The 24,106-nt window shown below is 69.8% G+C and carries 20 protein-coding genes and 1 pseudogene; 8 read left to right on the forward strand and 13 right to left on the reverse strand.

What is annotated here, in order from left to right:
- Positions 1–271 precede the first annotated feature (271 nt).
- The 5 genes from IL992_RS44620 to sigJ all read right to left on the reverse strand — a co-directional run bounded on the left by IL992_RS44620 (position 272) and on the right by sigJ (position 5,054).
- The gene (locus IL992_RS44620; RefSeq protein ID WP_193209339.1) at positions 272–1,051 is read right to left on the reverse strand and encodes an alpha/beta fold hydrolase; all 780 of its coding nucleotides are present in this window, start codon (positions 1,049–1,051) and stop codon (positions 272–274) included.
- 199 nt (positions 1,052–1,250) lie between these two features.
- Positions 1,251–2,003: a hypothetical protein gene (locus IL992_RS44625; protein ID WP_193209340.1), complete on the reverse strand. Its 753-nt coding sequence runs from the start codon at positions 2,001–2,003 to the stop codon at positions 1,251–1,253.
- A 198-nt stretch (positions 2,004–2,201) separates the two neighbouring features.
- Complete coding sequence (locus IL992_RS44630; protein ID WP_193209354.1) at positions 2,202–2,870, reverse strand: response regulator transcription factor; 669 nt, start codon at positions 2,868–2,870, stop codon at positions 2,202–2,204.
- Between the two features lie 2 nt (positions 2,871–2,872).
- Positions 2,873–3,976 carry a sensor histidine kinase gene (locus tag IL992_RS44635; protein ID WP_226874942.1) on the reverse strand — a complete coding sequence of 368 codons (1,104 nt, stop codon included), beginning with the start codon at positions 3,974–3,976 and terminating at the stop codon, positions 2,873–2,875.
- A gap of 184 nt (positions 3,977–4,160) precedes the next feature.
- Entirely contained in the window at positions 4,161–5,054 is an 894-nt protein-coding gene (sigJ, locus tag IL992_RS44640) for an RNA polymerase sigma factor SigJ (RefSeq protein ID WP_226874943.1), read from the reverse strand.
- A gap of 109 nt (positions 5,055–5,163) precedes the next feature.
- Between sigJ and IL992_RS44645 the strand changes: the two genes are divergently transcribed.
- Together IL992_RS44645 and IL992_RS44650 are read left to right on the forward strand one after the other, a co-directional pair.
- Positions 5,164–5,526 carry a hypothetical protein gene (locus tag IL992_RS44645; protein WP_193209343.1) on the forward strand — a complete coding sequence of 121 codons (363 nt, stop codon included), beginning with the start codon at positions 5,164–5,166 and terminating at the stop codon, positions 5,524–5,526.
- Between the two features lie 149 nt (positions 5,527–5,675).
- Positions 5,676–8,786, forward strand: a complete 3,111-nt coding sequence (locus tag IL992_RS44650) for a BTAD domain-containing putative transcriptional regulator (RefSeq protein WP_193209344.1) — start codon at positions 5,676–5,678, stop codon at positions 8,784–8,786.
- Between the two features lie 6 nt (positions 8,787–8,792).
- Here IL992_RS44650 and IL992_RS44655 read toward each other — a convergent pair whose 3' ends face one another.
- The gene (locus tag IL992_RS44655) at positions 8,793–9,656 is read right to left on the reverse strand and encodes an ABC transporter permease (protein WP_193209345.1); all 864 of its coding nucleotides are present in this window, start codon (positions 9,654–9,656) and stop codon (positions 8,793–8,795) included.
- On the reverse strand, positions 9,653–10,621 hold the full coding sequence (locus IL992_RS44660; protein WP_193209346.1) for an ATP-binding cassette domain-containing protein: 969 nt from the start codon (positions 10,619–10,621) through the stop codon (positions 9,653–9,655). Before IL992_RS44660 ends, IL992_RS44655 begins: the two co-directional genes overlap by 4 nt.
- Before the next feature lie 312 nt (positions 10,622–10,933).
- Between IL992_RS44660 and rph the strand changes: the two genes are divergently transcribed.
- Positions 10,934–13,528 (forward strand): rifamycin-inactivating phosphotransferase, encoded by a 2,595-nt coding sequence (gene rph, locus IL992_RS44665; protein WP_193209355.1) that lies wholly within the window; start codon positions 10,934–10,936, stop codon positions 13,526–13,528.
- A 57-nt stretch (positions 13,529–13,585) separates the two neighbouring features.
- On the opposite strand, the gene IL992_RS44670 is transcribed toward rph, so the two are convergent.
- The 4 genes from IL992_RS44670 to IL992_RS44685 all read right to left on the reverse strand — a co-directional run bounded on the left by IL992_RS44670 (position 13,586) and on the right by IL992_RS44685 (position 16,316).
- On the reverse strand, positions 13,586–13,993 hold the full coding sequence (locus tag IL992_RS44670) for a hypothetical protein (RefSeq protein WP_193209347.1): 408 nt from the start codon (positions 13,991–13,993) through the stop codon (positions 13,586–13,588).
- A 43-nt stretch (positions 13,994–14,036) separates the two neighbouring features.
- Positions 14,037–15,311, reverse strand: coding sequence for an MFS transporter (locus IL992_RS44675; protein WP_193209348.1), 1,275 nt, complete (start codon positions 15,309–15,311; stop codon positions 14,037–14,039).
- An 80-nt stretch (positions 15,312–15,391) separates the two neighbouring features.
- Entirely contained in the window at positions 15,392–15,802 is a 411-nt protein-coding gene (locus tag IL992_RS44680; RefSeq protein ID WP_193209349.1) for an SRPBCC family protein, read from the reverse strand.
- A gap of 70 nt (positions 15,803–15,872) precedes the next feature.
- Positions 15,873–16,316, reverse strand: coding sequence for an HIT family protein (locus IL992_RS44685; protein ID WP_193209350.1), 444 nt, complete (start codon positions 16,314–16,316; stop codon positions 15,873–15,875).
- 45 nt (positions 16,317–16,361) lie between these two features.
- On the opposite strand from IL992_RS44685, the gene IL992_RS44690 reads away from it, so the two are divergent.
- Both IL992_RS44690 and IL992_RS44695 read left to right on the forward strand, forming a co-directional pair.
- Positions 16,362–17,213, forward strand: coding sequence for a helix-turn-helix transcriptional regulator (locus tag IL992_RS44690; protein ID WP_226874945.1), 852 nt, complete (start codon positions 16,362–16,364; stop codon positions 17,211–17,213).
- Positions 17,214–17,335: 122 nt separating this feature from the next.
- Positions 17,336–18,370: a LacI family DNA-binding transcriptional regulator gene (locus IL992_RS44695; RefSeq protein ID WP_193209351.1), complete on the forward strand. Its 1,035-nt coding sequence runs from the start codon at positions 17,336–17,338 to the stop codon at positions 18,368–18,370.
- A 76-nt stretch (positions 18,371–18,446) separates the two neighbouring features.
- On the opposite strand, the gene IL992_RS44700 is transcribed toward IL992_RS44695, so the two are convergent.
- Complete coding sequence (locus IL992_RS44700) at positions 18,447–19,850, reverse strand: non-reducing end alpha-L-arabinofuranosidase family hydrolase (RefSeq protein ID WP_193209357.1); 1,404 nt, start codon at positions 19,848–19,850, stop codon at positions 18,447–18,449.
- 111 nt (positions 19,851–19,961) lie between these two features.
- On the reverse strand, positions 19,962–21,410 hold the full coding sequence (locus IL992_RS44705) for an endo-1,4-beta-xylanase (RefSeq protein ID WP_193209352.1): 1,449 nt from the start codon (positions 21,408–21,410) through the stop codon (positions 19,962–19,964).
- 615 nt (positions 21,411–22,025) lie between these two features.
- Between IL992_RS44705 and IL992_RS44710 the strand changes: the two genes are divergently transcribed.
- From IL992_RS44710 to IL992_RS44720, 3 genes and pseudogenes are all read left to right on the forward strand, one after another.
- A complete protein-coding gene (locus IL992_RS44710; protein ID WP_193209353.1) occupies positions 22,026–23,135 on the forward strand; it encodes a cellulose binding domain-containing protein in 1,110 nt (369 codons plus the stop codon).
- 76 nt (positions 23,136–23,211) lie between these two features.
- Positions 23,212–23,442, forward strand: a pseudogene (locus IL992_RS44715) (cellulose binding domain-containing protein); the annotation flags it as partial.
- A gap of 27 nt (positions 23,443–23,469) precedes the next feature.
- Positions 23,470–24,106: cellulose-binding domain-containing protein (locus IL992_RS44720; RefSeq protein ID WP_319019238.1), on the forward strand; the 637-nt coding region annotated here is incomplete at its 3' end.

The raw sequence follows: 24,106 nt of genomic DNA on the forward strand, positions 1-24,106 counted from the left end.
GAGGGTAACGAGGGGGCAACCGCGGTCACTCGTGACCGACCCCAAGCCCAGGTCAGTGCGCCTAACGGCCGTGATCCATGCAATTCCCAAGCTGACAGCGCGGGTTCGATTCCCGTCACCCGCTCCACGCACGAAGGCCGAGGTCAGGGAGCACATCCCCACCCGGGCATCGATTGTTTTCGAAGCTGTTCGATCTTCTCGGGCCATTGGCTCTGAATCAGCTCACTCGGATTCCGCCCTCTCGCGTCTCCCAGTCAGTAGACGCGCCTTCTCAGACGGCTCCACCTCCAAAGAAATCGGCCAGCGCGGAGGCCAGCTCGTCGTTGGAGACGCCGTGCCACTCGCCCTTGAGAGTGAGGTGGCAGCCCCGAGGAAGGGCCGTCGCCACATCCTCGGCCCAGCCACGCAAACGGTCGTCGCTAGCCTCACTGTTGACGACCAAGGTCGGCACGATCACGGACTGAAGAGTGGCGAGGGAGACGGCTGGGGTTATGCGACTGTCGTACGCGAGCGTGTGCGCGACGCCCTCCAACATCGGGAAAAAGGGAGCCTGTCGCATACCCGCAGTTATCTCGGGGGGGACACCGATGCTTGTGTGGAAGTGCTCCACCGCGTCGGCCCGGCGACCGGCAGCCACGAGTTCGTCGATCTCGGCTGCGAGGTCACCTTCCTGCGGTGGCTGGTCGAGGGCGATCGGTGGTTCGAGGAGTGAGAGCATCGAGATCGGCAGCCCGGCCGCCGCCCCGAGCAGAGCCAGGGCCGCGCCAGAGGAGAACCCGTGGACGAACGCTGCCCCTCCAGCCGCCTCGATCACGGCCGCAAGGTCCTCTACTTCGCGTTCCACCGCATACGGCGGGGTGTCGCCGCTCTCTCCGCGTCCACGCCTGTCGTAGGTCACGACCGTGAACTTGCCGGCGAGGCGCCCAGCGAGTGAGCTCATGGGGCCGAACCCGCGGAATCCACCTGCCGCATCGACCAGTACGAGCGACGGCCCTGTTCCCACCTGTTCGAATCCAATCCGTGTCCCGTCGCGTGACGTTACCGTGGCCATGGCTATCCCTTCGTACGGCGACCTCTGACGCTACAGAGCTCCCCCGACAAATTCGCGAATTGAGGAAGAGGCCATCCGAGCCTTGATCGTTTCTATCGGGTCGGACAATGACGAGTGCTGCGATCGGTAGGAGCCGGGCCGCGCCTGAATGGTCCGGCGCGGCTCTGTCCAGAGTGCGCGGATGTCGCGCACATCCCTGTTACGGATTGGAGAGACGGTTGCGAGTGGCCATGGCCCGGGCTGCGGGGATGCTGCCGATCACGAGCAGAGTCAGTGCGACATCACCCAGCACAAGGGGCCGGCCCGGCAACACGAAGAGGGCGACTGTCAGGGGGCTGCTGGCCGACATGGACCAGGCCGCCCACCTCGGGATGACTCCGGCTCGGCGCAGCGCGATAGCGAGCATCACGTAAGCCACCAGATGCCCAACGATATAGACGAGCAGGTAGCCGCCCATCACTGCATCGTTCGCGAACTGGTCCAACAGCATGGCGTACGAACCGCTGTCGGGGAGGGCAGCCATGGCCATGGTGAGGTCGTCCAGGGCGGTCAGGGCCGAGAACGGTAGCCAGCCCACCACCGCGAGCAGTCCACCGAGCGTGGCCAGCCACGGTGCCCCGGCATAGGCGAGATACGCGAGGCCGGCCGCTCCGAGAGGGAGCAGAAAAGAGGCGAGGACGTACGCGACCAGGTGCACGGTGTTGGTGATCGGATTCGCGGCGGCGTTCGCCGCGATGCTCGTCGCTCCATCTTCGTGGACGGCCGGGATGAGGATGCTGCCAACGTCGTAACCGAGCGGTCCGCCAACGATCGCCACCGCCAGGACAAGCCGCCATAGCCGCTCATATTTGGGCATTTTCTCGGAAGACTTCTCGTCCCAAGTGGACGAATCTGATGTGCGCTCATTCAGGGTCGCTGGTCGGGATGAGCGCCCGAACGCGGAAAGAATCATTGCCCGGTACCTCCTGGGAAACCGCCGACGTCGCAACGGCGAGTTCGGGAGAGCTCGCCGTTCCTGTGCTGCCAGTAGCTTTTCGCTCGGTCATGGGGCACGTCGTCGGTTGCCCGGCGGCACTTCACCTACGCGTGTCCAGGTATCCAGGGATCCGGCGTACGTTGCTGAACGTATCCGGGAAGGAAACCGCGCAGGTCAACTGGTGCGGCCCGGGTGGACTAGGCCGGATTCATAGGCGAAGACGACCAGTTGCGCGCGATCGCGGGCGGCGAGTTTGACCATTGCCCGGGAGACGTGGGTACGCGAGGTTGCAGGGCTGATCACCAGCCGATCGGCGATCTCCTCGTTGGACAACCCCCGGGCCACCAGAGCGACGACCTCCCGTTCCCGCGCTGTGAGCAGATCCAGCGCACGCGCGGCAGGCCCGGTCGGTGCGGGAGCGGCGGCGAACGCCGTAACCAGTCGGCGCGCGGCCTGCGGGGAGAGCAACGCGTCACCGGCAGCGGCCACCCGGATGCCGCGCAGCAGTTCAGCGGGCTCGGCGTCCTTGAGCAGGAATCCGGCCGCGCCCGCACGAATCGCCTCGAAGACGAGTTCGTCCTCATCGAACGTCGTCAGCACCAACACCCTCACATCGGACAGGTGGGGGTCCGCGGCGATCGCCCGGGTGGCCGCCAGCCCATCCAGCACCGGCATCCGGACGTCCATCACGATCACGTCCGGACGGTGAGCGCGAGCGGCGGCGAGCGCCTGCTGTCCGTCGCCGGCCTCGGCGACCACCTCCACGTCGGGTTCGGCGGTCAGTAGCGCTCGTAACCCGGAACGGATCATCACCTGGTCGTCGGCGAGCACCACCCGCAGCACGGTCACCGCTTCGCCCCCAACGGCAGTCGCGCATGGACGGTGAAGCCGCCGCTGGGCGCCGGGCCGGCCCGCACCTCGCCGCCGACCGCGGCGACCCGTTCGGCCAGCCCGCGCAGTCCGTGACCGGGGGCGCGCATCGATTCCGCGGCGCCGACGCCGTCGTCCGCGACGTCGATCTCCAGCCAGCCGTCGATGGTTCCGACGTGAACCCGAGCATTCGCGCCGGGTCCGGCGTGACGCATCACGTTGGTCAACGCCTCCTGGACGATTCGATAGGCGGTGGCGGAGATCACGTCGGGGACCGCGTGACCACCCAGGTCGGTGGCCAGATCCACACCAAAGCCGGTCTCGCGCACCGATGTCACCAGCGCATCGAGCCCTGCGAGATCGGGCGCGGCCCGCGGCACATCCTCGCTCGTCCCTCGCACGACCGTCAACGCGGCGCGTGCCTGGGCGAGCGCGTCGGTGCTGAGCTGCCGGATCGCGTGGAGCGCCTCCCGGGCCTGCTCCGGGCGGTCGCTCAGCAGGTGCAGCCCCACTCCGGCCTGAAGGCTGATCGTGGCCAGGCTGTGGGAGAGCACGTCGTGCAACTCCCGGGCGATGCGAAGCCGCTCCTCGGCGACCTTGCCGATCGCCTCCTCTTCTGCGAGCCGCCGGCGGACCTGCGTGGCGCGGGCGGTCAGGACCGCGACCACCGTCCACACCGCCGCGATTGTGATCATCGGGGCAGGCTGCCAGCCTTCCGGCGGACCGGTGGCGACCGCCACCCCCACCCCACCGATCGCGGCGAACGGAACCCACACGCGCGCTTCGGTGACCCCGGAGACCAGCGCCAGCAGACCCGCGAACGCGCCCAGGTAGATAGGCCAGCCGGCGAACCGCAACCCCAGGTAGGCCACCGCTGTGCCCACGGTCAGCGTGAAGGCGAGCAGCGGATTGATTCGCCGCAGAGCCAACGCCAATCCACACACCACCAGGAGTGCCAGCCCGAGCGCGGTGACGGGACGGGCCTCTGGCTGGGTCACCCGAGCGACCTGCGACATCAGGGCCATGAACGTGGCGAAGATTACCGCCGTAGCCGCGTCCACCGCAGAACCCGCACGCATCATCACAGGATAGACATCTACTGAGCACGGACCACCTGATCAAGCGCGTCCAAAGGGGGCTTACGCCGACTCGGCCGACTTCTCCCAGGCCGGTCTCAGCCAAGCCGAACTCGGTAAGGGCGAATCTGGCGGGAGCGACGAAACCGACGACCTGGCGTCCTCCCCCATGCAGTCATCTGGAGTATCAGCCGTCCCGCGCCCATGGCCGCAGCTTCTCCGGATTGCGGACCGCCCAGATCCGGGTGACGCGGCCGTCGGCGACATCGAACGAGGCTACGGTCACGACGACGCCGGCACGCAGGGCCACCAGGCCCGGCAGACCGTTGACCGACCGCTCCAGGAGTTCGAGTCCCGGAGCCTTGTCGGCGATGGCGACCATGTACTGGGCGATGCGCGCGCCGCCTTCGATCGGGAGCAGGACGGTACCGACCATGCCGCCACCGTCGGCGGTCATCACGGCGGCCGGGTCGAGGAGGTCGACGAGGGCCGCGATGTCCTTCGTCTCCCATGCCTTTTTGACATGCCGCACCGCGTCGGCCTGCCCGGCCGCCGGCACCGGGGCGCGCGCGACGCCCACCCGCCGCCGGGCGGAGGCCGCCAGTTGCTTGCAGGCCGCAGGGCTCCGGCCGAGGACGCCGGCGACCTCGGCGAAGGGGTAACGGAAGACGTCGTGCAGGACGAACGCCACCCGCTCGGCGGGCGTCATCGACTCCAGGACGACGAGGAAGGCCATGGTCACCGATTCGTCCAGGACCATCTGATCGGCGGGGTCGGTGCCGTGGCCGTGGTCCCACTCGGTGCGGTCGGGCAGCGGCTCGGGCAGCCACATGCCGACATAGCGTTCACGCCGCGCCCGCGCCGAGCCGAGCACGTCCAGGCAGATGCGGCCGGTCACCGTCGTCAGCCAGGCGCCAGGGGACACGATCTCCTCCTGCCGTCTTCGTGGCAGCGCGTACCAGCGCGCGTAGGCCTCCTGTACGGCGTCCTCGGCCTCGGCCAGTGAACCGAGCAACCGGTAGGCGACATTGATCAGTTGGCGCCGCTCACCGGCTATCTCATCGGTGCTCGTCCCAGCCATCCCCATGCTCCCGACCGCTTCCTCACCTTACCTTTCACAGGCCCGCGTCGTCGGGCTGGTGAGACCTTATCGATCTACTGCCCGCGTGGGCGGAATAGGGGACCGTGACATGGCCACCCAGGCGACGGCACAGCGCAGCTTCTCGTTTCTGCGGATCGCGATCACCTTGCAGACCCTGACCATCTTCCTTCAAGCGGTTTCCGCCGGACTGCTGCTGACCTCGTCGTACGGAGAGACGCTGCACAGTGTGGGAGCCCGCGTGATGTACGGGGCGTCGATGCTGTACGTGCTCGCGGCGGTGCTGGCGTGGAAGCCGGGCGGCGGCTCGCCCCGGCCCATCTGGCGCGCGTCCGGCTTCCTCGTCCTCGCCTCCGTCCAGGTCGCGCTCGGCATCGCGCACGTACCGTCGGTCCATCTCCCCCTGGGCGTCCTGATGTTCGGGCTGAGCGTGCTGGCGCTGGCGCGGCGCTGAAGTCCGATACGGGGGCACAGACGGCCGAAAGCTCACAACAGCCACAGCGCACAGGCAGGACGACTGCTGCCGGTCGACACCCCACTCGTCATGGGACGGGTCGAAGGTGAGAAACGGGTGGATGGCTCGGTGAAGCCTAGACTTGCGCCATGTCGATCCACCTGAGCCTGCTCGACGGTGTGCGGTGGCGGGGGCAGCCGGTGGTCGGCGAGAGGGCTCAGGCGTTGCTCGCGGCCCTCGCGCTCGCCTGCCGGACCGTGAACGCGGACCAGCTCGTCGCGGAGGTGTGGGGAGACAGCGAACCGGCCAATCCGGCGAAGGCGCTGCAGGTCCTGGTGTCCCGGACCAGGGCGGTCGTGGGGCCGGAGGCGCTGGTCACGGAAGGGGGCGGCTACCGGCTCGAGGTCCCGCCCGACCGGGTCGACGCCGGCCGGCTGCACGATCTGGCGGACCGGGCGCGGGCGCTGCTCGTCGAGAATCCGGCCGAGGCGGCCGGGGCGGCGGAGGAGGCGCTCGCGCTGGGCACCGGGGCGCTGCCGCCCGAGGGCGGCGGTCCGCTGGCCGAGGTGCGCCGGCGCGCGGAACGCGACCTGGCGTCCGCGCGGGTCGTGCTCGCCCGGGCCCGGAGCCGGAGCGGCGACCACGGCCCCGCCCTGCCCGAGCTCGAGGAGGCTGTGCGCGTCCACCCCGGAGACGAGGGGCTGCTCGCCGACCTCCTGCACAGCGAGGCGGCGGTGCGCGGAACGGGCGCCGCGCTGGACCGCTTCGAGCGCTACCGCTCGGACCTGCGCGACCGAATCGGCGCCGACGTCGGTCCGGAGCTGCGGCGCGTCCATCGTGAGCTGCTGGCGCTCGACAGCCCCGTACGCTCCGGCGTGCGGTTCGACACGACCCCGCTGCTCGGCCGCGACGACGACCTCCGACGAGTGCGGGCACTGCTCGCCACCTCCCGGGTGGTCTCGATCCTCGGTCCGGGCGGGCTCGGCAAGACCCGGCTCGCCCACGCCGTCGCCCGCGAGGCCCCGCAGCCGGTGGTGCACTTCGTCGAGCTGGTCGGCGTGACCGCGCCCGAGGACCTGGTCGGCGAGGTCGGGTCGGCGCTCGGCGTCCGCGACTCGGTGACCGGACGCCGCACGCTCACCCCGCAGCAACGCGCCGACGTCCGGGCCCGGATCGCCCAGCAGCTCGATCTGGCCCCGACGCTGCTGGTGCTCGACAACTGCGAGCATCTGGTGGAGGCGGTCGCCGACCTGGTCGCCTATCTGACCGCGACCACACGGGAGCTGCGCGTCCTCACCACCACCCGCTCGCCGCTGGCGATCGCCGCCGAACGCGTCTATTCGCTGCCCCAGCTCGGAACCGCTGACGCCGTCGAGCTGTTCTGCGACCGCGCGACCGCGGCCCGGCCCGGTGTGCACCTCGACGAGGATGACGTACGCGCCGTCGTGGCCCGCTTGGACGGCCTGCCGCTCGCGATCGAGCTGGCCGCCGCGAAGGTGAGGGTGATGTCGCCGGTCGAGATCGCCCGGCGGCTGGATGACAGGTTCTCGCTGCTGCGCGGCGGCGACCGGAGCGCCCCCTTCCGGCACCAGACGCTGCTGGCGGTGATCGACTGGTCCTGGAACCTGCTGGGCGAGCGGGAGCGCCGGGCCCTCCGCCGCCTCTCGGCCTTCCCGGACGGCTTCACCCTCGACGCGGCGGAGGAGGTGCTCGGCGACGACGCTCTCGGCGACGTCGAGGAACTCGTGGAGCAGTCCCTGCTCAGCGTCGTGGAGACAGCCGACGGCGTCCGCTACCGCATGCTGGAGACGGTGCGCGAGTTCGGCCGGGTACGGCTGGAGTCGGCCGGCGAGACCGCCGACGCGCGGGCCGCCGTACGCGCGTGGGCCGTCGGGCACGCCGACCGGCACGGCGCCCGGCTGTACTCGCCGGAGCAGGTCGACGCGATGGACCGGCTGCGTTCCGAGGAGACGAACCTCGCCGACATCCTGCGCGAGGCCCTCGCCGACCCCGACCCGGAAGCGGCCGTGGTGCTGTTCTCCGCGCTGGGCGGCTACTGGACGATCTGCGGGGACCACACGCGCAGCATCGTCCTCACCCCGGCCGTCGCCGCCGCCCTGGGTGGATGGACGCCTCCGCCCCGGCTCCTCGACCGGACCCGGCTGGCCCTGAGCATCGCGCTGTTCAGCACCACCATCGTCTCCTTCGAAGAGACCGGGACGCTGACGCGGCTGCTGTCCGGGCTGGGCGCCGACTCGGCGAACCCGGCCGTCCGGGCGCTGGTGACCGCGCTGCTCAGCATGGTGTCGGATCCCGAGCACGGCTTGGAGAAGCTGGTCGTCGATCCCGACCCTCAGATCCGCCGGATCGCGCTGCACTGGCTGAGTCACGGCCGGGAGAACACCGGCGACCCGGTCGGCGCGATCGAAGCGGCCCGGGCCGCCCTCGAACTCGTCGGCGATGACGGCGGTCCCTGGCATCGGGCGGTGCTGCACACCCAGCTGGCCGGCCTGTACGCGCACCTCGGTGACACCGCGACGGCCTCCAGGCATGCCGCCGAGGCGCTCCCGGTGCTCGAACGCCTCGGGGCGGTGGACGACGCCATCCAGATCCGCGCCGGCCTCGCCATGGCGGCGCTCGCCGAGGGCCGCCGCGACGAGGCCGCGCGGATGCTCGACGACATGGAGGCGCTCGCCTCCCAGGGCACCTACGGCGAGGCCCTGGCGGTCGCCGCCGGCAGAGCGGAGCTGGCCCTCGCCGACGGCTACATCGCGGAGGGGCTGCGGCGGCACCGCGAGACCGCCGCGGTGCTCCGGAACCGGCGCGTCCCGGGCGCGGTGGACGATTTCACACCGTGGGCCGTCCTGGGCGAGGTCATCGCGCTCTCGGCGTTCGCGCAGTACGGCGAGGGCGACGACGGCGCGGACCTCTTCGAGTCGCTGCGGGCCAAGGTCCTGGTCGTGTTCGGCCCGGACCCCGCCAACAAGGACTACCCGGTGATGGGGATGGTGCTCGCCGGGCTGGGCATCTGGGGCCTGCTGAAGGGGGCGCTGCCGGTCGAGGAGGCGGTGCGGCTGCTCGTGCTCGCCGACCGGTTCGCCTACAACCGGTTCACCCCGACGATGCAGTGGTCGGTGCTGTCCGCGCACGCCGAACGGATCGCCCCCGGCGTCCTGTCCCGGGTCGAGGCCGGATACGGCGAACGGCGCGGCCCCGACCTGCTGGCCGAGGCCCGCGCCGTCCTGGAGCGGGTGCTCTGACACCGGCTACATCTTGCGAGAGTACGAGCGGACCGCCAGCGGGGCGAAGATCGCGACGACGACCGCGCAGCCGATGACCGCCCAGCCGACCTCGGCCGTCACGGCCCCGTCGTTGAGCAGGTCGCGCACCGCGGAGACGACGTGCGACACCGGGTTGACCTTCACGAACGCCTCCAGCCAGCCGGGCAGCGTGTCGGCGGGGACGAAGGCGTTGGACAGGAAGGTGAGCGGAAACATGATCATCATCGAGATGCCCTGAACGCTCTGCGCCGAACGCGCCATCGTGCCCAGCCAGGTGAAGATCCACGCCAGCGACCAGCCCGCGATCACGGTGAGCGCGACGCCTCCGACGCAGCCGAGCACGCCGCCGCCGGGGCGGTAACCGATGAGCAGGCCGGTGACGACCGTCAGCACCGACGCGATGCCGTACCGGATCAAGTCGGCGATCATCGGGCCGGCCAAGGGAGCGATCCTCGCGATCGGCAGGGACTTGAAGCGGTCGAAGACTCCCTTGTCCATGTCTTCGCGCAGCTGCACGCCCGTCGCCATGCAGACGGTCAGGGCCGTCTGGGCGAGGATGCCGGGGATCAGCACCGGGAGGTAGTTCGACACGCTGCCGGAGATCGCGCCGCCGAAGATGAACGCGAACATCGCCGTGAACAGCAAGGGCTGGATGAGGACGTCGAAGAACTGCTCGGGCTTGCGGCGCATCTTCTTCAGGGCTCGCCATGCCATCGCCAGGACCTGGACCCAGGTCGCCTGAAGCGAGCTGCGGGACGTGGTGCGGGCGACCGCGGCGGACGGGTCGATGCGCTGGGGATCGCGAGTGGTCGGGGTAGCGGTGGTCGAGGTCGCGGTGCTCGTGGTCATCGGGCCGCCTCCATCTGGGGTTCGTCGGCGCCGTGGCCGGTCAGCGCCAGGAAGACCTCGTCCAGCGTCGGCTTGGCGACGCTCACCGAGGAGATGCCGAGGCCCGCTTCACGCAGGCCGATCAGGACGTCCGCGGCCCGGTCGGGGTCGGGAAGGGGGATGTTCATGCGTCCCGATTCCGGGGTCAGGACCGGGTCCTCACCCAGCAGCCGGCGGACGACGTCCGCGGCCAGGGCGGTGTCGGAGCCGTCCGCGAGCCTGAGCTGCAGGGTTGAGTCGCCGACCTGGGTCTTCAGAGCGTCGGGAGTGTCCTCGGCGACCTTCCGACCTCGGTCGATCACCGCCACGCGGCCGGCCAGCTGGTCGGCCTCGTCCAGGTATTGGGTGGTGAGGAGGATCGTGGAACCGTCGGTGACCAGCTCACGGATGGTGTCCCACATCTGGCCTCGGGTTCTCGGGTCGAGGCCGGTCGTGGGCTCGTCCAGGAAGATCAGAGGTGGGCGGGTGATCAGGCTTGACGCGAGGTCCAGCCGGCGGCGCATGCCGCCGCTGAACTGGGACAGGGGACGGTCGGCCGCCTCCTGGAGGCCGAAGCGTTCGAGCAGGTCACCGGCGATCGTCTTGGCTCGGGCGCTGGTCAGGCCCTGGAGGCGGGCGAACAGCCAGAGGTTCTCCCGGGCGGTCAGGTCCTCGTCCACCGAGGCGTACTGGCCGGTGACGCCTACCAGCTGCCGGATGCGGTGGGGTTCCCGCCGGACGTCGACGCCGAAGATCTCCGCATGGCCGCCGTCGATCGGGAGCAGGGTGGCGAGCATCCGGAGCATGGTGGTCTTGCCTGCTCCGTTGGGGCCCAGGACCCCGAAGATCTCGCCTTGCCGTACGTGCAGGTCGATTCCGTCCACGGCCCGGAAGTCCCCGAAGTTCTTGACCAGACTGTCGGCCCGGACGGCACTGAGGTCCGCCATGACGCGTCTCCTCTCTCCGCCGGGTACCTCCCGGCGTCCGAGAAGAGCTTCCGCGTCGCCGGCTTCATCGCGGCTTCACGCTGGTTTCACCTCTGACCTGGCGGTTTCACCGGCTCCGGCGTCCTTCTTCGTGGCACCGATGGCCTGGGCGAGCTCCGCGGACAGGGGATACGGGCGTTCCGTGGGAAGCATGTCCGTGGCGTCCCGACCACATAGCAGACTCGCGCTCCTCATGAGGCGCCGGAAAGTGGTTCATACTTGCCCGTTGCGAACCGGCCCGGCGAACGATGGAGCAACGAATTGCGCTACGTGATGGGTTTCGAGCACATCGACTCGACCAATGCCGCAGACGTCGGCGGAAAGGGGGCGCACCTGGGCGAGCTCTCGCGAATCGATGGCATCCGCGTGCCAGAAGGCTTCTGCGTCACGACGGACGCCTTCCAGCGGGTCGTGGCCGAGGTGCCGTCGATCGACGCTCAGCTCGACCTGCTGGCGTGCGTGGAACCGGACGACCGCGCGGCGATCCGCACCCTGAGCGCGGATATCCGCCGCGCCGTCGAAAGCGTCACGATGCCCGGCGACCTTGTGGCGGCGATCGGCGAATCGCTCGCCCGGCTCGGGGAGCACGCCTCCTACGCGGTGCGTTCCAGCGCGACGGCCGAGGACCTGCCGACCGCGTCCTTCGCCGGCCAGCAGGACTCGTACCTGAACGTCGTGGGCCTGGCGGCGATCCTCCGGCACGTCCAGCGGTGCTGGGCCTCGCTGTTCACCGAGCGGGCGGTGACCTACCGGCACCGCAATGGCTTCGACCACCGGAAGGTGCGGATGGCCGTGGTCGTACAGCGGATGGTGTTCCCGGACGCGGCCGGGGTCCTGTTCACCGCGGATCCCGTGACCTCGAACCGGAAGATCGCCACCGTGGAGGCCGGTTGGGGGCTCGGCGAGGCGCTCGTCTCCGGTCTGGTCGCCGCGGACGTCTACACGGTGCGCGACGACCAGGTCGTCACCAGAGCGGTCGCCACCAAGCCGCGGTCCGTCCAGGCGTCGCCGGAAGGCGGCACCAAGGACGTACCGATCGAGCCGCAGCGGCAGACGCAGCCGGCTCTGACGGACGCACAAGTCGTGCGCCTGGTGCGGCTGGGCCGGCGGATCGAAGCGCACTTCGGCCGACCCCAGGACATCGAATGGTGCCTGGTCGGCGACGACTTCCACATCGTCCAGAGCCGGCCGATCACCACCCTGTTCCCCGTCCCCACGACCGATGACCAGGAGAACCACGTCTACGTCTCCGTCGGTCACCAGCAGATGATGACCGACGCGATGAAGCCGCTGGGACTGTCCCTGTGGCAGCTGACGACCCCACGGCCGATGCACGAGGCGGGCGGACGGTTGTTCGTCGACGTGGCCCCCGTCCTGGCGACACCCGCGGGTCGCGCGAGACTCATCGGGACCCTGGGGAAGTCCGACCCGCTGATCCGGGACGCGCTGCAGACCGTTGTCGACCGCGGCGACTTCCTCCGCTCGCTTCCTGACGAAGGTTCCGGCCCCGCACCCGCCGGTGACGCCTCCGCCCCGATCGAGACCGATCCGGCCATCGTCACGGAGTTGATCCGGCACAGTCAGGAGTCCGTCGCCACCCTGCGGCGCGAGATCCAGGGTCTGTCCGGGCCGGCGCTGCTCGACTTCATCCTGGCCGACATCGCAGAGCTGAAGCGCATCCTGTTCGATCCGCGAAGCTCCCGGGTGATCATGGCGGGGATGGAGGCGACCTGGTGGCTCAACGACCACCTCGAGGCGTGGCTGGGCGAGAAGAACGCGGCCGACGTGCTCACGCAGTCCGTCCCCCACAACGTCACGTCGGAGATGGGGCTGGCGCTCCTCGACGTCGCGGACACGATCCGGCCGCACGCGGACGTCGTGGCGTTCTTGCAGCGCGTCGTGGACGAAGGCCGGGAGGGCGACGGCTTCCTGGACGAGCTGGCCGGGCTGGCCGGCGGACGGGAAGCGCGTGACGCCATCCGGGGCTACCTCGACGAGTACGGCATGCGCTGCGCGGGCGAGATCGACATCACCAGAACGCGCTGGAGCGAGCAACCCGCCACGCTCGTGCCCACCATCCTCGGCAACATCAGGAACTTCGAGCCGGGCGCCGGCAAGCGACGCTTCGAACAGGGACGCCAAGAGTCACAGCGGAAGGAACAGGAACTGCTGACGCGCTTGCGCGCCCTCCCCGACGGGGAGCAGAAGGCCGAGGAGACCAAGCGGGTGATCGACCGCGTCCGCGCCTTCGCCGGATACCGGGAGTACCCCAAGTACGGCATGGTCAGCCGCTACTTCGTGTACAAGCAGGCGTTGCTGCGGGAAGCCGATCGCCTCGTCCAGTCCGGCGTCCTGCGTGAGAAGGAAGACATCTACTTCCTCCGGCTCGAGGAGTTGCACGAGGTCGCGCGCACCAACGAGGTGGACGCCGAACTCATCCGGGAAAGGCGGGAGGCGTTCCGTTTGTACGAGGCGCTCACACCGCCCCGGGTCCTCACGTCGGACGGCGAGGCCGTCACCGGCCGGTATCGGCGTGACGACGCCCCGCCCGGCGCGCTGGCCGGCCTCCCGGTCTCGGCCGGCACCGTCGAGGGCCGTGCCCGTGTCGTCATGGACATGGCACAGGCCGACCTTGAGACGGGCGACATCCTGGTCACCGCCTACACCGATCCCAGCTGGACCCCCCTGTTCGTCGCCGCCGCCGGACTGGTGACGGAGGTGGGCGGCCTTATGACGCACGGGGCGGTGATCGCGCGGGAGTACGGCCTGCCGGCCGTCGTGGGTGTGGAGCAGGCCACCCGGCTGATCCGGGACGGGCAGCGGATCCGCGTTCACGGAACCGACGGGTACGTCGAGATCCTCACCTGAACCGTCACGTCAAAAGGCGTCGTCCACATGGGTCTGCCGGGGCCAGTGGCCGAGCGGCTATCTCAGGAACTCCCGGGCACCGCGCAGCCTGGTCCTCAGGTGCCGCTGAGTCAGGCCGCAGTCCAACCGCACATCGAGCGGCCCAGGCAGGTCGGTGTCAGCGCGCCGGCCGTACGGCAGCCGAGCCGGATCGATGCCATCACGCTCGGGGACGCGGTCATCGGCATAGGTGGTCTCCTTACCGGAGAAGACCACATCGCTGGACACGTGCACCAGGCGTCCGCCGTTCCCGGAGGTTGCGAGGGCCACGTGAGCGGCGCCGACGGGGCTGAACGCGCCGATCAGGTCGACCGCGGCAGTACGGTCACGGACATCGAGTGGCACCCGGTCGGCTCCCGCGGCCGTTCCCGCCCGAGTCAGGTAGGTCGCGGCCACGACATGGCCGTCCGCCGCGGACTGCCGCACGAGTTCGCGCCGAGAAAGCCGCTGCCGCCCACGATGAGGATCCTCATGGGCTGTGACCGTACTTCAGCGAGGTGGCCGCCTCCGGAGCGCTGTCCCCGCCGGGCGCGGTGGCGTCGCTCTGGAAGCGCGTCATGCCGCGGAGGAAAAGAGTGGCCAGTGGCACGGCGAACCCGGCGACGGCGCCGATCACCAGCAGCGCCGGGCGGCCGATCGCCGCGCCGGCCGGACCGGTGAGCGTCAGGCCCAGGGGCGTCATGACCGAGGCGGCCAGCCAGTCCACGGAGGTGACCCGGGCGAGCCGCTCCGGAGGGATCTCCCTCTGGAGGTTCACCACCCACTGCACGGCGAAGATTTCCAGCCCCAGACCCGCGGCGATGTAGTACGCGTACACGAATCCCGGCGACACCGGCCAGGTGAGCGCGAGCGGCACGACGCCGTAGAGGGCGAGCCCGCCGATCGCGGCCAGTCCCGGCCGGTCGGGCTTCCATCTCATGCTGACGAGCCCGCCCGCCAGCCCGCCGACCGACAGCAGGGCGAGGGCGGTTCCGTACACGGCGTCGCCGCCGAAGGTCTCGCGGGAGACGAGAGGCAGCAGGACCTGCGCCGGCGCGATCGTGAGCATCTGCTGGAGCGCGACGGCGACGATCACCCCCAGGACCCACCGCCGCCGTACGACCTCGGAGAGGCCGTCGGCGATCTCCCGTACGGCGGACGCGCGCGGCCCCGGCGTGACGACGGGCTCACGCAACGGCAGGAGAAGGACGAGGCCGAGCAGATAGGCGGTCACCACGGCGAGAAATCCGATCCCGGCGGACCACGCCGTCACCACGTACGCGCCGAGACCGGGCCCGATAATGGCGCCCAGCCGCCAGGAGACGGCCGTCAGCGCCGCGCCGGCCGGACGCTGGGCAGGGGTGAGGACCGACGACAAGCAGGCCTGGTACGCGGGCCGATGGAAGGCCTCCGCCCCTCCCACGAGGAAGACCAGGAGCGCGAGAAGCCACGTGGAGGCATTTCCGCACAACCCGACGGCGGCCACGCAGCATTGGAAACCCAGCGAGGCGACCATCACCGTACGGCGTGGCAGCCGGTCCGCCCACAATCCGCCGAGCAGCGCGAACACGATCAACGCGATCCACCGGCAGGTGAAGATCGCGCCGACGGTCGAGGCGGTGCCACCCGCGTTGAGGGCCGCGATGGTGACCGTGACCGGGAAGATCTGGTCGGCCGCCACCGACATCGTGAAGCTGAGCCACAGCAGGCGGAATTCGCGATTTCGCGCCAGAGACCCACCCGCGGAATCAGTCGGACTGCGCATGCTACGCAATGAATCCCGATTAGGCGGAAGGCGCAAGGAAAGCGGCCCCTCACCATCCCTGCCACGATAGGTAAGCGAGGTTACTGTGCTTGGGCGGCGGATTCGAGTATGTGCTTCAACCGGGTGAGGTCGGCCTGGACGAGGCCCGCGTCGCGGGCGAAGTCCTCGTCGTTCACATCCGGAAGGCGGCGCAGGGTGAAGACGACCTCGCAGGCGCCGCCGTCGGGGATGACCCGCATCGGGTTGTAGACGACCTGCCCGGAGGGCAGCGTGACGTCGTGGTCGAGCACGCCGTACTCGTTGCGTTCGGCGAAGGCCAAGCCGACCCGGCCCGACGAGGTCTCCACGAACCACTGGCCGTCGGCGTTCTCCACCGAGCTGCCCAGCCCCGGAGCCCACTCCGGGAGGTTGGCCGGGTTCGACGCGTATTCGTAGACGTCAGCCGCGTGCCGGTCGATCCACACGCTGATGTGCCTGGATTCCGAAGCCATGCACGCCATCATGCCGGAGCCGGCCACACTGCCCGCCGCCGCTTGACCACAGCCCCTCGCTCACCGGTGATCAATACTCCAAGGCCGCCAGGCCGGATCGCACCGCTTCGGCTTCCCGGTCGAGCATGCTCCGCTCCCTGGTGCCCCAGTCGGCCTCTATTCGGAAGGCGTCCCCCTTGAACCGGGGGAACACGTGCAGATGGAAATGGAAGACCTCCTGGAAAGCGGCCTTGCCGTCCGCCAGGAAAACGTTCACGCCCTCGCAGCGAAGGCCCGAGCGTCGCAGAGCCCGCCCCATGCGGTGGCCGATCCTCCACACATGTGTGCTCGTCTCCTCGTCCAGGTCTTCGAGGCCGACGGCGTGGACGCGGGGAATCACGAGAAGGTGGCCGGGTGTCACCGCTCCGATGTCCATGATCACCATGACGCGGTCATCCGCGTAGGGGATGCTCGCCTCGGCCTCGCCACGGAGGATCGCGCAGAAGACGCAGCCCTGTCCCTCATGCTCTCCCATGTGCACATGATTGTCCTGAGAGCCGGCGGGTGCAGACTGGTCCGTATGGCGACGGGGGGAATGACGGGAGAGTTCGGCAAGGCGGTGCGCCGCTGGCGCGACCGGGTCGCGCCCGAGTCCGCCGGACTGCCGGCGGCCGGACAGCGGCGCGCGGCCGGACTGCGCCGTGAGGAGCTGGCCCTGCTGGCCGGGATCTCCGTCGACTACGTCACCCGGCTCGAACAGGGCCGCGCGTCCCACCCGTCGGCCCAGGTCGTCGAGGCCCTGGCCCGGGCCCTGCGGCTGTCGGGCACCGAGCGCGCACACCTGTTCCGGCTGGCCGGGCTGGCGCCGCCGGGCCCTGAGACGGTGCCGACGCACATCACCCCGAGCGTCCTGCGACTGCTGGACCGGCTGACCGGCACGCCCGTCGCGGTCTTCGACGCGTGCTGGACGCTGCTCCTGGCGAACCCTCCGTACGCCGCGTTGATGGGCGACCCGGCGGAGCCGCGCGGCGACCAGCGCAACGCGGTGTGGCGGCATTTCCTCGGCCCCGGCAGCCGGACCCGGCACACCGCGGAGTCCCTGCGGGCGTTCGAGACGGTCCTGGTCGCCGACCTGCGCGCGGCCGCCGGTCGCTATCCGGGCGACCAGCGGCTGCGGCGGCTGGTCACGGATCTGCGCGCGAACAGCGAGCGGTTCGCCGAGCTGTGGGATTCCGGCGCCGTCGGCCGGCACGAGGCCGCCCGCAAGATCATCGACCACCCCGACGTCGGCCCCCTGACGCTGGACTGCGACGTGCTCACCGTGGCGGGCGCCGATCTGCGCATCATGGTCTACACGGCCGAGCCCGGCACCGAGGACGCCGAACGCCTCGCATCGCTCACCGCGCTCGGTACGCCGACACTCGCCAGCTAAACCGGTTTCCGAAAGTTTTCGCAGTTGACATCAGGACGAACTTGGTGGCCCTCCTGAAATTATTCGGCGAGTCGCCGAAACATTCAGAGTCACACGCACACCTCGACGTTAGACTGCGCCTTGTGACCGTTGTCGACGAGCCGTCCGCATCCGTCCCCGAGCCGCTCACCCTCGCGCAGCTCGCCGAACTCGCCGGAGTATCCAAGGCGACGGTCTCCAAGGTGGTGAACGGCCGCTCCGCGGTGGCGCCGGAGACCCGCGCCCTGATCGAGGGCCTCATCCGAGAGCACGGGTTCCGCAGGCAGCGGCGGCGCTCCAGCCCGGCCGCCGTGCTGGAGCTGGTCTTCCACGAACTGGCGGGCGACTACCCGACGGAGATCGCCCGAGGGGTGGGGCAGGTCGCGCGCGAGCACCACATGGCCGTGGCGATCTCCGAGTTACAGGGCAACCACGTCCCCGGCACCGACTGGCTCGAGGACGTGCTCGGCCGCCGCCCCGCCGGCGTCATCGCGGTCTTCTCCAACCTGACCGACGTCCAGCGTGATCGGCTCGCCACTCACAAGATCCCCCTCGTCCTCCTGGACCCGACCGGCGACCCGGGACACCGCGTCCCCTCGGTGGGCGCGGGCAACTGGAACGGCGGGCTCACCGCCACCCGCCACCTGCTGGAGCTGGGCCACCGGCGGATCGCCATCATCACCGGGCCGTCGCACGCGTTGTCGAGCCGGGCCCGTCTCGACGGCTATCGCGCCGCGCTCGACACGGCCGGGGTGCCCGTCGACCCGGACCTGATCTGTCAGGGCGACTACCAGATCGAGGACGGCCTGACGCACACGCACCGGCTGCTGCGCCTGTCCGACCCGCCCACGGCCGTTTTCGCCTCCAACGACGGCCAGGCCATCGGGGTGTACCACGCGGCCCACCAGATGGGGGTGCGCATCCCGGAGGACCTCAGCGTCATCGGCTTCGACGACATGCCCCCGGTGCGGTGGGCCATTCCGCCACTGACCACGATCCACCAGCCGCTGACCGAGATGGCGGAGGCGGCGGCCGCCATGCTGGTGACGCTCGCCAGGGGCGAGCCCCTCCCCCATTACCGCAAGGAGTTCGCCACGACCCTCGTCGTACGCGAGAGCACCGCTCCGCCGAAGCGCTAGGCGCGAGACCTCCGGCGCGACGGGGGTCCGCCGCACCGGAGGTCCGCTTCTCCGGGAAGGATCGGGGAAGAACAGCTCAGCAGGTGGAGTTGGTCTGCGTGAGCAGGCCGAGCCGCCACGGCAGGGAGTTGTAGTCACCGCCGGAGTTGGGGTCTCGGCCCTGGTACAGGTACTGCATCTTGCACGGGCTGATGGTCAGCGTCTGGTCCACCTGGGTGCGGACCATCTCGCCGTGACTGATGTCGTTGGTCCAGGCGCCGCCGGGGAAGGTCACGTTGCTCGATCCGGCGAACGGGCTGGACTCACTGGCCGCCAGCGGCGTCCACGACCCGGCGATGCTGTTCGACGTCCAGGAGCGGAAGTAGCGCCGGCCGCTCGACCCGATCGCCTCGACGATCAGCAGATAGCGGTTGTCTCCCTGCACCTTGTAGACGTTGCTCGCCTCGAACACGTTGTTCCGGATGGCGTCCTGCAGCGCGATCACCGTGTTGCCGAAGCCGTTGGGGAAGTTCGCCAGCGTCGTCTGCGACCGGTACAGATGCCCGTTGTCGTCCGAAGAGAACAGGTAGCAGTTGGCGTCGTCGCAGATCACCCACATGTCGACCCAGTAGCCGTTGCCGATGTTCTGCCGGATGATGTCGGGCATCCCCGAGTAGAAGTTCTTCGGCGCGCTCCACCCGTTGGGGTTGCCGATGTCCGGGTTGGTGGAGTACGAGGCGTTGCCGGTCTGGTACACGAGATACCACAGCTTCTGCGGCGCGAAGTAGAACACCTCGGGCGCCGCCCGGTAGCCCGAGCCGATCGGGGTGCGGTCCAGGTAGTAGTGCGTCGCCGAGCCCGCCTGCGACCAGTCGGAGAAGCTCAGGTACACCAGGTTGTAGCCCGAGGCCTGGGCCGTGCTGGCGAACACGTGGTACTTGCCGTTGTAGTACACCACCGTCGGGTCCTTGATGCCCGCGATGTTGTGCGACGAGTCCGGCTTCGGCGCGATCAGCGCACCGCTCGAGCTCCACCGGAAGCTCGACGGCAGCGTCCCGCCGCCACCCGTCGGACTCGCCGACGGGCTCGGACTCGGGCTGGACGTCGGGCTCGGGCTGGGGGACGACGGAGTTCCGGTGCAGGGCACGCCGTTCAGGGAGAACGAGGTGGGCACCGGGTTGGAGCCGTTCCAGGAGCCGTTGAACCCGAAGGTGACGCTGCCGCCCGAGGGGATGGTGGCGTTGTAGCTGACGTTGGTCGCCGTCACCGACGACCCCGACTGGGTGTGGGTGGCGTTCCAGATCTGGGTGATCTGCTGGCCGGCCCCGAACGTCCAGGACAACTGCCAGCCGTTCACGGCGTCGCCCAGATTGTTCACCACCACATTGGCCCCGAATCCGCCGCCCCACTGTGAGGCGACGGTGTAGTCGACGCGGCAGGCGACGGCGGCCTCCGCGCTGTGGGCGTTCAGCAGCCCGGTCGCCGCCATCAGGAGCGGCATCGCCGTAATCGCCAGCTTCCGGCGCAGGGACACCCGAGGCGGCGCCGCCGGTTCGGCGGAGCGGCGCGGCGGCCGCGCTCGCCAAGGTAGGCGCATCAGTGTCTCCTCATGTCACGGGCTGGTGCAGGTCGCGCTGGGGGTGGCGGCGCTGCCGTTGGCGGTGAATCCGAAGGTGGTGGACGAGCCGGCCGCGATCGAGCCGTTGTAGGGGGCGTTGCTGACCGTCACGCTGGAGCCGGACCCGCTCTGCGTGCCGCTCCACAGGCTGCTGATGGTCTGCCCGCTCGGCCAGGTCCACTTCACGGTCCAGCCGTTGACCGCCGAACTGCCCGCCCGTACGGTCACCGTCGACTGGAAGCCGCCCGGCCAGCTGTTGGTCGTCTCGATGGTCGCCGAGCACGCCCCGCCGACCGGCGGTGTCGGGGACGGGCTGGTACGCGGGGACGGACTGGTGTTCGGGGACGGACTGGTGTTCGGGCTGGTGGTCGGAGACGGGCTGGTGTTCGGGGTCGCGGCGTTGAGCGCGCCGAGGACGGCCGTGTACGCCTGCTTCTTGTTGTAGTTACCGTCGAACAGCAGCGGGGTGTCACCGCTGCGCCAGGAGTACTTGTCGGTGACGCCCCACACGGTGATGCCGGTGCAGCGGGGCACGGCCGTGCAGGCCTGGGTGACGCGGCGGTAGGCGTCGGCCTGGGCGGAGCCCGAGCCGCCGATGTCGAGCTCGGTGATCTGGACGTCGACGCCGAGCGCGGCGAACTGGGCGATGTTCTGCTGGTAGTTGGACGGCACCGATCCCGACGACAGGTGCGACTGCAGCCCGACGCAGTCGATCGGCACGCCGCGGGCCTTGAAGTCCTTGACCATGTTGTAGACGCCTTGCGTCTTGGCGGCCGTGGCGTTGTCGATGTTGTAGTCGTTGTAGCAGAGCTTGGCGTTCGGGTCGGCCGCCCGCGCGGCGCGGAAGGCCTCCTCGATGAAGCCGTTGCCGAGCTTCTGGGTGAACACCGAGCTGCGCAGCGTGCCGACCGCGCCGCCGTCGGCGAAGGCCTCGTTGACCACGTCCCAGGCGTAGATCTTGCCCTTGTAGTGCCCCATCACGTTGTTGATGTGGTTGACCATCGCGCTGCGCAGGTCACTGGCCGACAGGCCGCTGACCCAGCTGGGCAACTGGTTGTGCCAGACCAGCGTGTGCCCGCGGATCTTCATGCCCTTGCTCTGGGCGTGGCTGACGATCTGGTCGGCGGAGGTGAAGCGGAACGAGCCTCGCGAGGGCTCGGTGGCGTCCCACTTCATCTCGTTCTCGGGGGTGACGGCGTTGAACTCCCGGTCCCAGGTGGCCACGTAGGTCGAGTCGTTCATGTGACCGGCCGCGATCGCGGCGCCGTAGTAGCGGCCGCTCTGCGCGGCGGCCGCGCCCAGCGTGCCGGCGGCGGCGCCGGCGGGGACGGACGCCGCGAGCACGGTGGCCGTGCCGAGTACGCCGAGGGCGCCGGCGACCAGCAGCCGGCGGGTGCCGACGAGCCGTCGTCCGCCGTCGGCGGGTAAGGGGTTTTCGCCCATGCCTGAGCCTCCACTGCGGAATCAATGAGGGAACGCGGATAGACGCCCGCGGGAAAGCACGCGATCCGTCGTCGCGTCGAAACTGCGGCCCCTGCCGCTCACCACCGACCCCGGCAGGAGGAGCCGCCTCGGGGAGTCAGTCTGGAAATCATCCCGAAATGTGTCAAGGGCGTTTCCAGAAACTTTCGATGCCCATTCAGGCTCAGATGGCCACACGCTGCACTGATGTCGTCGACATCGCATGTAATTTTCCGGGCGCTTCTGTCAGTGACCCTCGATGCGCAGGTTTCGATGAACGTTTCATCACCACGCCTCCCCTCGGCGGTGCGTTCGCGTCTCATCGCGGCAGTTGAGATGCGTAGGCCGGGGCGGAAGGGCGGGGCGGGGCGAGAGACGGAGCTTGACGGCGGCTCGTCACGTCGTATTTGCTCCGGCGCACCACCACCCCCGGTCATCCCGAGGAGAGGAGCGATCGACTCGTTGAGGTGATGTTAGCGCTAACCATATTACCGACGAGCGCTACCGGAGCCCGGCCCCCGGCCACGCACGGGGTCGGCCACAGCGGGAACCCGCCCACCCACCTCACCCTTATCGAAAGGGGTTGACCAACCAGCGATGTTAACGCTCACAAATCAGCGCGGATGGAGACGGTGGACACGCCGGCTGACCACCGCGCTCCTGGTCGCGACCGTCGTGGTGACGGCGCCCGCCGTCGCCCGCGCCGAGTCGAACGGCGGGGTGCGGGTCATGCCGCTGGGCGACTCGATCACCGAGGGCACGCAGGTGCCGGGCGGTTACCGGATCGGGCTGTGGCAGCGCCTGGCCGCCGGCCGCTACACGATCGACTTCGTCGGGTCGCAGTACAACGGGCCCGCCAGTCTGGGCGACCACGACCACGAGGGACACCCCGGGTGGCGGATCGACCAGATCGACGCGAACATCACCGGCTGGCTGCGCACCTTCACCCCGCGCACGGTGCTTCTGCACATCGGCACCAACGACGTGCTGCAGAACTACAACCTGTCCGGCGCGCCGCAGCGGCTGTCCGCGCTGATCGACCACATCACCGCCGCCGCGCCGAACGCCGAGGTGTTCGTCGCGACCATCATCCCGCTGTCGAACTCCGGCCAGGAGGCCGCCGCCCGCACCTTCAACGCGTCCATCCCCGGCATCGTGCAGTCCAAGGTCAGCAGCGGCAAGCACGTCCACCTGGTCGACATGCACAGCAAGCTGACCACCGCCGACCTGATCGACGGCATCCACCCGACCGCGACCGGCTACGACAAGATGGCCGCCGCCTGGTACGCGGCGCTCCAGTCGGTGCCCGGCAGCATCGGGCAGGGCCCCGGCACCAGCCCCAGCCCGTCGCCCAGCCCGTCAGCCAGTCCGTCGCCGAGTCCCTCACCCAGCCCGTCTCCGGGCGGCGCGGGGTGCTCGGCCGCGTACGCCGTCGCCGGGCAGTGGGACGGCGGCTTCCAGGCGACGGTGACCGTCACCGCGGGCAGCTCGGCGATCTCCTCCTGGACCGTCGGCTGGCGGTTCGGCGACGGCCAGACGGTCACCCAGTCGTGGAACGCCACGATCAGCACCAGCGGCGCCCAGGTCACCGCCGGCAACGTCGGCTACAACGGCGCGCTCGGCGCGGGCGCGAGCACCCAGTTCGGCTTCCTCGGCACCTGGAACGGCGCCAACGGCGTGCCCACGCTTACCTGCACCGCGAGCTGATTCCAGACGTGAAGGGAAAGGGCGTGAAACGAAGGCTCAGGGCCGTGCTGGCCGCCGCCGCCTTGCCTCCTCGGCCGTCAACGGCTGGTCCCTGGCCTTCGCCCTCCCCGGCGGACAGACCATCACCAACGGATGGAACGCCGCCTACTCCCCCACCAGCGGACAGATCACGGCGGCGAACGTGAGCTACAACGGCACGCTGGCACCCGGAGCGTCCACCGAGATCGGCTTCCAGGCCGCCCACACCGGCGACGCCGCCAAGCCCACCGCGTTCACCCTCAACGGAAACGCCTGCACCGTCTCCTGACGAATCCCTATCCCCCTGGAGATTCTCGTGCCCTTCACTCGACATCGGCGCTGGCTCGCGGCCGGAATGGCCGCGGCGCTGAGCGTCCTCGGAGTCGTGACCGCCGGCTCCGCCCGGGCCGCCGCCGGCTGCCGGGTCGCCTACACCGTCACCAACCAGTGGCAGGGCGGCTTCGGCGCCAACGTGGACGTGGTCAACCTGGGTGACCCGGTCGACGGCTGGCGCCTCACCTGGTCGTTCCCCGCCGGACAGACGATCAGCCAGCTGTGGAACGGCAGCTATACGCAGTCGGGCGCCCAGGTCACGGTGACCAACGCCTCCTACAACGGCGCCATCCCGACCGGCGGCAGCGCGTCGTTCGGCTTCAACGGCTCCTGGACCTCGTCCAACCCGGTGCCGGCGAGCTTCGCGCTGAACGGCACCACCTGCAGTGGAACCGTCACCAGCCCCAGTCCCAGTCCCAGTGCCAGCCCCTCGGCGAGCCCGAGCAGCAGTCCCAGCCCTACGCCGTCGCCGTCGCCGTCGCCGTCGCTGTCCCCGAGTCCGAGTCCGTCGGCGAGTCCGTCGGGTGGGCCGTGGCCGCCGTCGTCGACCTATTCCAACCCGGTGTTGTGGGAGGACCTGGCCGACATCGATGTCTTCCGGGTGGACGACACCTACTACT

Origin of the sequence: Microbispora sitophila, from assembly GCF_014892245.1 — a bacterium.
Taxonomy (GTDB): domain Bacteria; phylum Actinomycetota; class Actinomycetes; order Streptosporangiales; family Streptosporangiaceae; genus Microbispora; species Microbispora siamensis.

What these genes read in the sequence shown, in the direction of transcription:
- IL992_RS44705 (WP_193209352.1), bottom strand. Translation starts at nt 21,410, where the DNA reads ATGGGCGAAAACCCCTTACCCGCCGACGGCGGACGACGGCTCGTCGGC.
- IL992_RS44650 (WP_193209344.1), top strand. Translation starts at nt 5,676, where the DNA reads ATGTCGATCCACCTGAGCCTGCTCGACGGTGTGCGGTGGCGGGGGCAG.
- IL992_RS44675 (WP_193209348.1), bottom strand. Translation starts at nt 15,311, where the DNA reads ATGCGCAGTCCGACTGATTCCGCGGGTGGGTCTCTGGCGCGAAATCGC.
- IL992_RS44700 (WP_193209357.1), bottom strand. Translation starts at nt 19,850, where the DNA reads ATGCCGCTCCTGATGGCGGCGACCGGGCTGCTGAACGCCCACAGCGCG.
- sigJ (WP_226874943.1), bottom strand. Translation starts at nt 5,054, where the DNA reads ATGGCTGGGACGAGCACCGATGAGATAGCCGGTGAGCGGCGCCAACTG.
- IL992_RS44635 (WP_226874942.1), bottom strand. Translation starts at nt 3,976, where the DNA reads ATGCGTGCGGGTTCTGCGGTGGACGCGGCTACGGCGGTAATCTTCGCC.
- IL992_RS44680 (WP_193209349.1), bottom strand. Translation starts at nt 15,802, where the DNA reads ATGGCTTCGGAATCCAGGCACATCAGCGTGTGGATCGACCGGCACGCG.
- IL992_RS44645 (WP_193209343.1), top strand. Translation starts at nt 5,164, where the DNA reads ATGGCCACCCAGGCGACGGCACAGCGCAGCTTCTCGTTTCTGCGGATC.
- IL992_RS44620 (WP_193209339.1), bottom strand. Translation starts at nt 1,051, where the DNA reads ATGGCCACGGTAACGTCACGCGACGGGACACGGATTGGATTCGAACAG.
- IL992_RS44655 (WP_193209345.1), bottom strand. Translation starts at nt 9,656, where the DNA reads ATGACCACGAGCACCGCGACCTCGACCACCGCTACCCCGACCACTCGC.
- IL992_RS44660 (WP_193209346.1), bottom strand. Translation starts at nt 10,621, where the DNA reads ATGGCGGACCTCAGTGCCGTCCGGGCCGACAGTCTGGTCAAGAACTTC.
- IL992_RS44690 (WP_226874945.1), top strand. Translation starts at nt 16,362, where the DNA reads ATGGCGACGGGGGGAATGACGGGAGAGTTCGGCAAGGCGGTGCGCCGC.
- IL992_RS44625 (WP_193209340.1), bottom strand. Translation starts at nt 2,003, where the DNA reads ATGATTCTTTCCGCGTTCGGGCGCTCATCCCGACCAGCGACCCTGAAT.
- rph (WP_193209355.1), top strand. Translation starts at nt 10,934, where the DNA reads ATGGGTTTCGAGCACATCGACTCGACCAATGCCGCAGACGTCGGCGGA.
- IL992_RS44710 (WP_193209353.1), top strand. Translation starts at nt 22,026, where the DNA reads ATGTTAACGCTCACAAATCAGCGCGGATGGAGACGGTGGACACGCCGG.
- IL992_RS44685 (WP_193209350.1), bottom strand. Translation starts at nt 16,316, where the DNA reads ATGGGAGAGCATGAGGGACAGGGCTGCGTCTTCTGCGCGATCCTCCGT.